This window comes from Sandarakinorhabdus sp. DWP1-3-1 (assembly GCF_049896705.1).
Classification (GTDB): domain Bacteria; phylum Pseudomonadota; class Alphaproteobacteria; order Sphingomonadales; family Sphingomonadaceae; genus Sandarakinorhabdus.
Genome location: NZ_JAFCUV010000001.1, coordinates 710,921 through 722,266 on the forward strand (window position 1 = coordinate 710,921; position 11,346 = coordinate 722,266).

At 63.2% G+C, this 11,346-nt stretch carries 9 protein-coding genes; 6 read left to right on the plus strand and 3 right to left on the minus strand.

Annotated features, from left to right (window positions below):
* Window positions 1-159 precede the first annotated feature (159 nt).
* The gene (gene clpP, locus ACP7AI_RS03285) at window positions 160-792 is read left to right on the plus strand and encodes an ATP-dependent Clp endopeptidase proteolytic subunit ClpP (protein WP_426164027.1); all 633 of its coding nucleotides are present in this window, start codon (window positions 160-162) and stop codon (window positions 790-792) included.
* Window positions 793-925: 133 nt separating this feature from the next.
* Window positions 926-2,176, plus strand: coding sequence for an ATP-dependent Clp protease ATP-binding subunit ClpX (gene clpX / locus ACP7AI_RS03290; protein ID WP_426164029.1), 1,251 nt, complete (start codon window positions 926-928; stop codon window positions 2,174-2,176).
* 18 nt (window positions 2,177-2,194) lie between these two features.
* Here clpX and ACP7AI_RS03295 read toward each other — a convergent pair whose 3' ends face one another.
* Entirely contained in the window at window positions 2,195-3,517 is a 1,323-nt protein-coding gene (locus ACP7AI_RS03295; protein WP_426164031.1) for an oligosaccharide flippase family protein, read from the minus strand.
* 292 nt (window positions 3,518-3,809) lie between these two features.
* On the opposite strand from ACP7AI_RS03295, the gene ACP7AI_RS03300 reads away from it, so the two are divergent.
* From ACP7AI_RS03300 to ACP7AI_RS03315, 4 genes are all read left to right on the plus strand, one after another.
* A complete protein-coding gene (locus ACP7AI_RS03300; RefSeq protein ID WP_426164033.1) occupies window positions 3,810-4,238 on the plus strand; it encodes a cupin domain-containing protein in 429 nt (142 codons plus the stop codon).
* Window positions 4,238-6,136: a S9 family peptidase gene (locus ACP7AI_RS03305; protein WP_426164035.1), complete on the plus strand. Its 1,899-nt coding sequence runs from the start codon at window positions 4,238-4,240 to the stop codon at window positions 6,134-6,136. The genes ACP7AI_RS03300 and ACP7AI_RS03305 overlap by 1 nt, the downstream gene beginning before the upstream one ends.
* A gap of 74 nt (window positions 6,137-6,210) precedes the next feature.
* The gene (locus tag ACP7AI_RS03310; protein ID WP_426164037.1) at window positions 6,211-6,759 is read left to right on the plus strand and encodes a PEPxxWA-CTERM sorting domain-containing protein; all 549 of its coding nucleotides are present in this window, start codon (window positions 6,211-6,213) and stop codon (window positions 6,757-6,759) included.
* 244 nt (window positions 6,760-7,003) lie between these two features.
* Window positions 7,004-7,606, plus strand: a complete 603-nt coding sequence (locus ACP7AI_RS03315) for a J domain-containing protein (protein WP_426164039.1) — start codon at window positions 7,004-7,006, stop codon at window positions 7,604-7,606.
* Between the two features lie 327 nt (window positions 7,607-7,933).
* Here ACP7AI_RS03315 and ACP7AI_RS03320 read toward each other — a convergent pair whose 3' ends face one another.
* Together ACP7AI_RS03320 and ACP7AI_RS03325 are read right to left on the minus strand one after the other, a co-directional pair.
* Window positions 7,934-9,217, minus strand: coding sequence for a hypothetical protein (locus tag ACP7AI_RS03320; RefSeq protein WP_426164041.1), 1,284 nt, complete (start codon window positions 9,215-9,217; stop codon window positions 7,934-7,936).
* A gap of 422 nt (window positions 9,218-9,639) precedes the next feature.
* Window positions 9,640-10,965 carry an RNA-directed DNA polymerase gene (locus tag ACP7AI_RS03325; protein ID WP_426164043.1) on the minus strand — a complete coding sequence of 442 codons (1,326 nt, stop codon included), beginning with the start codon at window positions 10,963-10,965 and terminating at the stop codon, window positions 9,640-9,642.
* Between the last annotated feature and the right edge of the window lie 381 nt (window positions 10,966-11,346).

Here is an 11,346-nt window from a genome sequence, read left to right on the forward strand (position 1 = left end):
ATCGCCCGGGGCTTGGCGAGACACGAAGCGGGGCCGGCCTTTCAGCCGCGTCCCGCTTTGCCTTGTGCGGCCTTGCGCCGGGGGCGGGCCGCAGCGCATTGTCCCTCTTGAACTTCGTCGCCAAACGTCCGACGTTGCGGTGACACGGAAAGGTAATTCATGCTCGACATCCACGCCGGCCTTATCCCCATGGTCATCGAGACCTCCAATCGTGGGGAACGCTCGTTCGATATTTATTCGCGCCTGCTTCGCGAGCGCATCGTTTTTGTCACTGGCCAGGTCGAGGATCATATGGCCTCGGTCATCGTCGCCCAGCTGCTGTTCCTGGAATCGGAAAATCCGAAGAAGGACATCTTCATGTACATCAATTCGCCGGGCGGCGTGATCACCAGCGGCATGGCGATCTATGACACCATGCAGTATATCCGCCCGCGGGTCGGCACCTGCTGCATCGGCCAGGCCGCGTCGATGGGCAGCTTCCTGCTCGCCGCCGGTGAGCCGGGCATGCGCGTTGCGTTGAAGAACGCCCGCATCATGGTCCACCAGCCGTCGGGCGGTGCCCAGGGCCAGGCCACCGACATCGAGATCCAGGCGCGCGAGATCCTCAGGGTCCGGCATGCGTTGAACCAGCTTTACGTCAAGCACACCGGCAAGGATCTCGACACCATCGAGCGTGCCATGGAGCGCGACAAGTTCCTGTCGGCCGATGAAGCCAAGGAATTCGGCCTGTGCGACGAAGTTTACGAGCGTCGCCCGCTGCCGACCGATGGAGAAGCGTTGAAGGCCGCGTGACCGGACGGCCTGGCCCCGTTTTGTGGGTCCGGCCGGCCGATCACTGCGTTAATATGACGCCCGATTGTGCCGCCGGACTTGCCGGGGGCACGTTTACACAGTTACACTCGCAGTGGAGCGAGAGAGGAAAGCCATGACCAAGCTGAGTGGGGGCGATTCGAAGAGCACGCTCTATTGCAGCTTTTGCGGCAAGAGCCAGCATGAGGTGCGCAAGCTCATCGCCGGACCGACGGTGTTCATCTGCGATGAATGCGTCGAACTGTGCAACGACATCATCCGCGAGGAAACGAAGACGGCGCTGGTGAAAAAGGCCGGCGACGTGCCGACCCCGCGCGAGATCTGCAAGGTGCTCGATGACTATGTGATCGGCCAGATGCATGCCAAGCGCGTGCTGTCGGTGGCGGTGCACAATCACTACAAGCGCCTGAACCATGGCGGCAAGGGTGCCGAGGTCGAACTCGCCAAGTCGAACATCTTGCTCGTCGGGCCGACGGGTTGCGGCAAGACGTTGCTCGCCCAGACGCTGGCGCGCATCCTCGACGTGCCGTTCACCATGGCCGACGCAACGACGCTGACCGAGGCCGGCTATGTCGGCGAGGATGTCGAGAACATCATCCTGAAGCTGCTGCAGGCCAGCGACTACAACGTCGAGCGGGCGCAGCGCGGCATCGTCTACATCGACGAGATCGACAAGATCAGCCGCAAGGCCGACAATCCGTCGATCACCCGCGATGTGTCGGGCGAAGGAGTGCAGCAGGCGCTGCTGAAGATCATGGAGGGCACCACCGCCTCCGTGCCGCCGCAGGGCGGGCGCAAGCATCCGCAGCAGGAATTCCTGCAGGTCGACACGACGAATATCCTGTTCATTTGCGGCGGCGCCTTCAGTGGCCTCGATCGCATCATCGGTGACCGGCTGCAGGGCAAGTCGATCGGTTTCGGCGCGCATGTCGCCGCGCCCGACGAGCGTCGTGTCGGCCAGCTGCTGATGAAATGCGAGCCCGAGGATCTGCTGCGGTTCGGGTTGATCCCCGAATTTATCGGTCGTCTGCCGGTGATCGCGACACTGGAAGACCTGGATGAGACGGCGCTGGTCAAGATCCTGACCGAGCCCAAGAACGCCCTGTCGAAGCAGTACGCTCGCCTGTTCGAGATGGAGGGCATGAAGCTGACCTTCCAGCCCGACGCACTGGCGGCGATCGCCAAGCGCGCCATCGAGCGCAAGACCGGCGCCCGCGGACTGCGGTCGATCATGGAATCGATCCTGCTCGATACCATGTTCGAGCTGCCCGGCCTGGAGGGTGTCGAGGAGATCCTCGTCGACCAGGATGTCGTTGCCGGCACCAAGGAGCCGGTGCGGATGCTGGTCACCGACAAGGCGGCGTAACAGCACCTGAAGTCACAATCAGCGCGGGTCGGTGGAAGCCGGCCCGCGCAGTTGTTTCAGCGCCAGCACGGTCATCGTCGCGTTCCTGACGGTGCTGCCCAGCGCCGTCGCGATAGCGGCACCGACGATGCCATATGCCGGCACCAGCAGCAGCCCCGACACCCCGAGAGCGCCCAGCGACAGCAGCGCCAGGCGCAACGACCAATTCTCCCGCCCCGTCATCAGCAGCACGGCGCCGACCGAGCCCGTGAGCATGTTGACGACCTGCCCCAGCGCAAGGATGCGAAGCGCCGTGGCCGCGACGACGAATTCCGGGCCGAAAATGCCGAGGATCAGTTCCGGCACCGCGAGCACCACCACCAGCAGCGGTAGCGAGCCGAGTGTCATGATCTTGGCCGAATTAGCCCAGATGCCGCGCACCTCGGCGATGCTGCCGGTACGGTGCGCAGCGGCGAGGCGGGGTCCGACGACGACATCGAGGGTGGTGATGACCAGGCCGATGAGCGAGGTGATCTGCCAGGCGACGCGGAACTGCCCGACCTCCACTCGGCCGAAATAACGCCCGAGGACGAGCAGGATCAGCCAGTCGGCGACCATCGCCGCCAGCACCGTCAGCGAGATCCGCCAGCTGCGCGACAGCAGCGGTCGGGCCGACATCGCCGTCGGCGGCGCCCAGCCGCGTGATTGCCGCCGGAACATCAGCCAGGCGGTGATGGTCCCCATTGCCGTCATTGCCGCATAAAGCACGAACAGCAGCGCGATATCGTCGGTGCGGCCGCTGGCGATCAGCACAGCCAGGCAGGCCAGGGTGAGCAGCATCGGCAGCGGCCCGTCCATGAACTGGGCGCGCAGCACAATGCCCGAACCCCGCAGCGACGTGACGGCGATCCGCATCATCGCCAACGGCACGACTGCCAGTGCCGCCAATCGGAGCATTGTCGGGTCGCGGCCATCATCGAGTATCCAGGCGAGGATCGGGGCGCCGACGAACGCCAGCAGCACGGCGGCGCTGCCCGACATGCCGCCGACAAGTGCCGCGACCTTGCGGATCGTTCCGCCGGCTGCCGCGGTGTCACCGACGCGGACATCGCCGGCGACGGTACGCAGCAGGATGTAATCGAGCCCCACCAGCGACAAGGTGGAGGCGATCGTCGCCGTGGTCAGCGCGAGCGCGAAGCTGCCGGTACCCGCGGCGCCGAACTCGCGCGCAACGATGGTGTTGAACCCGAAGCTGGCGGCGGCGCCGAACAGGCGGATGGCAAAGGCAATGGCGGTCTGGCGGTTGTTTCGGTCACCGAGGGCGCGAGCGACCCGGGCGCGGAGGACAGCAGGGCCGGGCATGATGACGTTGAATTTTCCCGACACGCTGCAAGCGGCTGTGTCTTAGCCGCTGGTGATCGCAGCGCCAAGCAACATGTTGCAGCGCAGCGTTCGCTGTAACCTGGCCTTTTGCGCACGGGATCGCGATTGCCCGGTGACGCGGGGCCGCCAAGCCGCCATTATCGCGACAGGCGTTTTCGCCGGCAGAGGAGCGCGCAATGGCAAAAGGCCAGATGAAGTCGAACAAGGAAACCCGGAAGCCCAAGGCAGCCCCGCCCAAGAAGGAGCCGCAGGCCAAGCCGTCGACGAAGTGATGGACGTCGGCGCCGCGGCGATCGTCGCGGCGTTGCACCTGGCACCGCATCCGGAGGGGGGCTGGTATCGCGAGACGCTGCGCGGCCCGCCGGCTGCGGACGGCCGCGCGCCGGTCACGGCCATCCATTTCCTGCTGGAGGCCGATCGGGCGTCGCACTGGCACCGCGTCGATGCGGTGGAAATCTGGTGCTGGCATGCCGGTAGCGCGGTAGCGCTGCACACCGCGCCAGGCAATGCCGGGCCGGTGGCGAGCGTGCGGCTGGGCGGCGATGTCCTGGCCGGCGATCATTGCCAGGCGGTGGTGCCGGCTGGCCACTGGCAGGCGGCACGGGCCGGCGCCGGCTGGGCGCTGGTCAGTTGCGTGGTGGCGCCCGGGTTCGAATTTGCCGGGTTCACGCTGGCGGCGCCGGGCTGGTCGCCGGGTTGATGACGGGCGGGCGGATCAAATGGGGGAAACAGGTGCGGCCAGTCTCGATCATCGGCTTGGGCATGTTGCTGGCGGGTTCGCCATTGGCGGCGGCGAGCGTCGCCGAAACGGTCGCGGCCATCGCCGCGATCCGCAGCAGCACTGGCGCCAGCGCCTCGCGCGACGGCCGGCGCATCGCCTATATCGCCAATGCGTCGGGCAGCCCGCAGGTGTGGGCGATCACCGGAGGCGACCCGCCTGTGCAACTGACGCGTCTTCCCGATCCGGTGCAGTCGGTGGCGTGGAGCCCGGCCGGCGACTGGCTGGCCTATGACGTGGCGCCGGGTGGCGGGCTTAACGTTCAGGTCCATGTCATGCGGCCCGATGGCAGCGGTGACCGGCTGGTTACCGCCGGCGGACAGAGCAACAACCGCCTGTTCGGCTGGACGAAGGACGGCAAGGCGCTGCGCATCGGCTCGGCCGCCGTCGACCCGGCACGCTTTGAACCGCAGCTGGTGAATCCTGCCACCGGAACGGCGACCGGCATCGGCAAGGGGTCTTCGGGGCTCGGCGACCTGATCGTCGGCAAGGATGGCCGGATCGCCGTCGTCGACCGGGCGGTGACCCGCGGCGACAGCAATATCTGGCTGGTCGATCGCGCCAGCGGGGCGGAGCAGCTGGTGACGCCGCACGAGGGGCGGGCGCAGTTTTCGACCATCGATCTGTCGCCCGACGGCCGGCGGCTGTGGCTGATCGGCAACGCCGCCACCGATCGTTATGCGCTGGTCGCCGTCGATATCGATGCCGCGGGCAAGACCGGCCCGATGCGGACGGTGCTGGCCCGCGTCGATGCCGAGCTGGAAAATGCCGTACTGAGCGAGGATGGCGCCACCATCGCGCTGTTCTGGAACAAGGGCGGCCGCAGCGAACTGGCGTGGTTCGACACGCGGGCAGGCAAGGAGCGTGCCGGGCCAGTGCTGCCCTTCGATCTCGCCGGCGCGCCGGACTTTGCTGCGGATGGCAAATCGCTGCTGTTCACCGGGTCGGGCGCGGCGGCGCCGGCGAACCTGTATCGGGTCCAGGTCGCCGACAATGCCCTGACCCGGCTGACCGATTCGGCGCATGACGGTGTCGACCTGGCGGCGCTGGTGCGGCCGCGCTTGCTCGAATGGACGGCGCGCGACGGGGTGAAGCTGTCGGGCTGGTTGTATGCGCCGGCGGGCGCCGCCGGGCCGCAGCCGATGGTGTTTCTGTATCACGGCGGGCCGGAGGGCCAGTCGCGGCCCAGCCTGAGCAGCGATGTCCAGGCACTGGTTGCGAACGGCATCTCGGTGCTGCTGCCCAACGTCCGCGGCTCGAGCGGGGCGGGGCGGGCATTCATGGAGCTCGACAACGGCCCGCTGCGGGTGAACGGCGTCACCGATATCGCCGATACCAGCGATTTCGTGGTGAAGGCGGGCCTGGCCGATCCGAAGCGGCTGGGCATCATGGGCGGCAGCTATGGCGGCTATATGGTCATGGCCGGGGTGACGGCGTTTCCAAAAATGTTCGCTGCCGGGGTCAACCTGTTCGGTGTCGTCAATTTCGACACGTTCTTCAAGAACACCCAGCCCTGGATGGCGGCGATTTCGACCGTCGAATACGGCGACCCGGTGAAGGACAAGGCGATGCTGGCGCGCCTGTCGCCGCTCAACAAGATCGGTGTAGTGACGACGCCGCTGCTCGTGCTCCACGGCGCCAACGACACCAATGTGCCGGTGATCGAGGCCGAACAGATTGTTGCCAGCCTGAAGGGCCGGGGCGTGCCGGTGGAGTACATCCTGTTCCCCGACGAGGGGCATGGCTGGCGCAAGCTGCCGAACCGGGTGCGCAGCACGACGGCGATCGTGGGGTTTTTCCGGGCGAAGTTCGGGATGTGAGGCGACAGGCGCCGGCAGATGTTGCGGTTCCGTAAATACCGGTGCACGTTGCGGCGGTTTTGCGGGGGGCAGGCATGACGACATTTCACAGGTTGGGGATGGCGGGTGTGATCGCGGCGATGGCGGTACCCGCGGCGGCGACAATCTATACCGGCGTGCGGACGGTCGGGGCGAACACCGCGACGATGTCGATCACGACCGACGGCACGCTGGGGGTGCTGGCCGATACCAACATCACTGATTTCTTTGTCACCCTGACCAGCCCGGCGCGGACGACGTCGGTCGCCTATGCCGACCAGGCGCCGCAGCTGTCGGGCAGCGGCCTTGTCGCCGCCGGGCGGCATCTGACCTTTGATTTCGCGGCGGATTCGATCTTCCTGATGCTGTTTTCGGGCCGCGGCGCCTATTGCCTCGATGGCGCGCTGTCGGCGGTGACATGCCTCGGCGTGGCGCCGAGCGAGACGGTGCTGTTCTTCGGACCGGGCGGCAACGTCACCGAGGGCCGTAGCGGCGTCGCGATCATCGCCAGCGCCAATGTGCCGGAGCCGGCGAGCTGGGCGATGCTGGTGGCCGGGTTCGGGCTGGTCGGCTCGGTCATGCGGCGGCGGGTGGCGAGCGCGTGACGTCGTGACGGTGGCCTGAAGCAGCGGCGCGTCCGACTCGGTCAGCGACCGATACCGGCGGCCCGGGCGACGCCGCGCGGCGACTCCCGATGCGTTTGCCGCGTCCAAGCTGCGGGATGGCTACTTTACCATGAATAAATGGTTTCTTCTTTGACAACATCATGGTCGTGGGTGCATATGGGTCGTGCCTATCGCGGGGCGGGTCTCCGGCGGCATCATGCACTTCTCGTAGCTGGGGTTCACCATGGAAGACGGTCATCCCTTCATCGATTGTTATGCCGTTCTGCAGGTCGACCCCCGGTGCAGCGCGCGACAGCTGGAGGTGGCCTATCGCCAGCTGGCGAAGATGTATCACCCCGATCATCCGGAAACCGCCGACTTGGAGCGCTTCAACAACATCACCGAAGCCTATAGTCTGCTGAGAAACCCGGATAAGCGGTCGATCTACAATACGCTCTATACCCACAAGACCGGCTATTCCTTTGCGCCGAAAGAGACGCCGCGCACCGAAGGCATGGCGGCGATCAGCGATGCCAACATGCACGGCAGTATCCTGTTGTACCTGTACAGGAAACGGCGCGAATGCGCGCGGCACCCCGGTGTCGGTACCTACGACATCCTGCGCAATCTCGATTGTTCGGAAGACCATTTCGAATTCCACGCCTGGTATCTGCGCAAGAAGGGCTTCATCGAACACACCGAGGACGGGCAATACGCGATCACCGTCGAAGGCGTCGACCACGTCATCGCCATGTCGCAGACCGCGGAAAAGACGCTGCGCATCACCCAATGGGACGATGCCGAGCCGGAGCACTGGACCGCGCGCGAAGCCGCCACGGTACAATAAGGCCGGAGCGGGGCTGTCGGCGGCTCGATCGCAGGCGGCAACATCCAACAAAAGTCTCGAAAGTCACCGAGTTGCAATGGGCGAGAACTTTGTAAAATCTGTACGCCTGCGCCCTGTCTTGCAGCGTCGGGCGAGGGTCTGGCTGCAGGCTGTGCATTCCGCGACTGTTGCACAAACGAACCATGTAGGACAGCCGGCCGGATTCCGCGCTGTGGCCTCGAGGGGTGTCCATCGTCTTTGCCGCCCGTGGGAGGAGGCGACTCGGCGCTTTGGCCAGGCGGTAGACGTCGCCTTGCCGAGTTTGGCGGGCGGGAGAGGGTGACAGCTTTACAGCGCGACGCAGGGCGCGCCGTCGGCAGGTGCGGCGCCGGCGAGACCGGGTCTCGCCTTTATGGTCGGGCTGAAACTGATCCGATAGGTCAGTTCGAACTCGCGCAGCGGCACTGGCTGGGGGTGGGCGCCGGGGCCTCTGCCGATTGCGGGGACGAGGATGGTGCGCCCGGTCGTCATCGTGCGTGTCGGCCCGGCGCCGAACCGCGCCGGGCGCCGAAATTCGGACCAGACGGCGCCGCCGAGATCGTTGACGAACAGCAGTTGCAGGCGGTTGGCGCTGCCGAGCGTCACCGACCGGCAGAAATTCAGCGGCACGCTGCCACCTTCGGGCGGCAATGCCAGTCCCGCCGGCGGCAATTGGCGCACGACGCCGTTGGTGAACAACCTGAATTGTCCCGCCTCGGGCGCGCCGGGCCGGGCATGGGCGGCGGCGACACCGGGCGGCAGCGGATTGCGCCGGATGCTCAGCAACTGGATTGTCGCCGTGTCGACGCCGGTCGCCACGATGAAGGGCCGCGTCGCCAGCGGCGGATCGAACTTCACCGCATCGGTGATCGGATCGGTGCCCAGGTCGATGCCGACCGAGCGGCACGGGCCCTGGAAGGTCCGCAGGCTGCCGATCGGCGACAGCTCGCGCTTGATGCGGGAATCGATGAACCGCGACAGCTCGTCGGCAGTGAAGAAACTGACGAGTTTCTCCCAGAAACCCGGTTCACCGACGATGGCGCGGTCGAAGGCGACGTCGATCGCCAGATTGCCCTGGCGCGCCCCGTTCGGCGCCGCGCAGGTGAAATGCACCTGGTAAGGATAGGTGATGCTGCGGTTGGGGCCGGTGACGCTGACGAAGGCGAGGCGGCCGAAAACGGTGAAGCGGCGCAGGTTCGGCTGGCTGGTGTGGCGCTCGGGATCGGTAAAGGGCCGGCCGAAACAGGTCTTGCACTTCAGCGGGCGCGCATTGGGCGCCCATTGAACGAAGCCCTGGTTGTCTTTGACCTTTTTGGCATAGTCGGGCAGGCAGGTTTCATTGCCCTGGGCATCCCTGGGGCCGGTCTTGCCGTCGCGCTTCATCAGGATCGAGCACAGGGCAAAATCGGCGGCCTTCTCGACGCCGGCGCGGAAGAACGCCATCGATACGCCCTTCGGCGCTTCGGGCTTCGCCTGGAACGGAAATTCGAGCGGCGGCGGCGCACCGAGACTGTTTTCCTGCGCGGCTGCCGGGGGCGCGGCGAACGCCAGTGCGAATGCGAAGACGATGGTGGGTATCAGGCGTGGCGGCATGGCGGCGGCCCCTTCCAAGGATCATGCGATCCCCGGCGGTGTGGTCCGCAGCGCCTCATGGCCGTGCCGGCCGGCGCTTTTGCGACACTGGCCGCACCTTCCCGAGGTGTAATGATTAGCAGTTTTTCGGGGTTCTCGCAATGTGGGGGTTTGGGGGGCCACGGTGGCGCGCAGCACCCTCGCCGCCTTATTGAGCATCCGCTCGCCCAAGACTTACCTCTCCCGGCGGCACTGGCTCGGCAGCCACGCGGCGGAAGGTGGCGGAGGCGCTGGAGGCGCCGGCGTGGGCGTTGGAGGACGAAGGGCCTCCGGCGGCTGGGGCCTGAGGCCCTAGACCCCTTTGTCTTAAGGCACACTACCGCTTTCGACACAGGGCATTAGCAGCGTTCTTTCCCTAGCGATCAAAGCTAACTGACAAACGCCTAATAGTTATCGTCAAAATGCCTCAGCTGGAACATAAGACTCGATATTTCTAAGTTATCGATTTTGCGCGCGATGCCGCGCAGCTTGACGGTCTTCTCGGTCTTGGTAACGTTACGTCTTTCGTCATAGAATACGACGTTCCGCGATGCCATGCTTTGGAAGAATGGCTTGGTCATCACGCTTCTCGGATCAGCGAGCCAACCGTGGCGGATACCTTCGTAGGCCATCAACCACGTGGGTTCAGTCTTAACCCTATCCTCTGTAACACATGCTTCCCATGCCGATATAGGAAGTCGCCTGCGGCAAAGACCTTGGCTATTCATATCAAGCATGGTTAGAGCGAGAGCACTCGATTGAGTATTAACTAAACTATCGTACAGAATTCGGCTCGTTACAGTTTGCTTCAGCCCTCGAAGGGTAAACAACAACCAGATTACCTCGTAGTCGTGTCCATTTACGACATTTTGGGTTATGAGTTCGTTAAATCTCTTTTCTATACGATCAGATGAAACACGTTTTGTCTTGAAGCTTAGGTTGAGGAGTACTTGGCATATTCTATCCATTGACCCTGGCGAAACTACCGCAGCTTTAAGTAGAAACGACTCCAGCATCTCAGCGTCATTGGGCAAAGGTCGATGTGATGCAATGACAGATAGAGCGTAATTCGTAACTGGTTGCTGTTGAAATTGGACTTGCAGGCGAATCACCAAGCTCAAAAACTCCCGAAGCCTATTACCGTGCAGCGGGCCCGGCCTATGAATCAAAAAAGCGCCTAGCTCAGATTGCCAAGCTTCTTCGGTGTGCAATAAGGCGCGCTGTATGCTGGTTTTGCTACCATTGATGTCAAGCCCGTATGCTCGATAGGCTGCTGATATAGATGCTATCGCATTTTCAGACTTTTCAAATGACGATAGTCCGATGAACCAGTCATCCTGAAGGCGATCCACTCGATTTTTGGTAAAATCTTTACTATTGGTTGATATCATATCATCAATACGACTAGAAATTATCTCCGCTAAAATACGTGAAGTTTCTGGGCCAATAGGAATGCCAACAGTCTGGTTACGGTTGCATGCGCGAACTATCGCGTCCAGTCGGTCTCCTAAGGAGCCTTCGTGAGTTTTCAGATCCGACTTGACCCGTTCTTTCCCATATGCAGCCCAAGGTATCGAATGTGTATAAATAGAAGGATAGAATCTTGTAATGTCTGTTTTTACCAACCAGTCTGAGGTTGATTCAATGTACGCCTTACGAATCCGATGAAGTGCAAAATTTATATCCTTTAGACCTCTAGGATGCTTACTATCGACTTCCAAACTGTCCATTGTGAACCGCCTACGCTGAAGCCACCTAGAGATCTTGCGCCAGTTCGTAGCCAGTTCGTATGTGAGAAGTGATTGAGGAATCGGGTGGGTTATGTTTATGCTTCTGCGTTCGAAGCCTTTTTTTGGAATCGACAGAGTCTCTACCTCTGCCGCACTTATAACGTAGCCGTAAGCGTCCCGTTTTTTCCTTTTATCCCGCGTTTTGTAGTCACGCCTCTCCTTAAAGAGTTTATCAGATCTCCATTGGGATATGAGGTCTGGCGCGTTGTTGCCGAAAGACTCCGTCGTAAACGTCGGCGGAAGCTCTTTCGGAAAATATCCTTGAGAAAGCAGTATCTTAATGATCTCGTCCGACAATTTTGGCCCCCGCCTCTCGTCCGC

Coding starts and splice junctions, on each gene's coding strand:
- ACP7AI_RS03315 (WP_426164039.1), top strand. CDS start 7,004: ATGGAAGACGGTCATCCCTTCATCGATTGTTATGCCGTTCTGCAGGTC.
- clpP (WP_426164027.1), top strand. CDS start 160: ATGCTCGACATCCACGCCGGCCTTATCCCCATGGTCATCGAGACCTCC.
- ACP7AI_RS03325 (WP_426164043.1), bottom strand. CDS start 10,965: ATGGACAGTTTGGAAGTCGATAGTAAGCATCCTAGAGGTCTAAAGGAT.
- ACP7AI_RS03295 (WP_426164031.1), bottom strand. CDS start 3,517: ATGCCCGGCCCTGCTGTCCTCCGCGCCCGGGTCGCTCGCGCCCTCGGT.
- ACP7AI_RS03300 (WP_426164033.1), top strand. CDS start 3,810: ATGGACGTCGGCGCCGCGGCGATCGTCGCGGCGTTGCACCTGGCACCG.
- ACP7AI_RS03310 (WP_426164037.1), top strand. CDS start 6,211: ATGACGACATTTCACAGGTTGGGGATGGCGGGTGTGATCGCGGCGATG.
- ACP7AI_RS03305 (WP_426164035.1), top strand. CDS start 4,238: ATGACGGGCGGGCGGATCAAATGGGGGAAACAGGTGCGGCCAGTCTCG.
- ACP7AI_RS03320 (WP_426164041.1), bottom strand. CDS start 9,217: ATGCCGCCACGCCTGATACCCACCATCGTCTTCGCATTCGCACTGGCG.
- clpX (WP_426164029.1), top strand. CDS start 926: ATGACCAAGCTGAGTGGGGGCGATTCGAAGAGCACGCTCTATTGCAGC.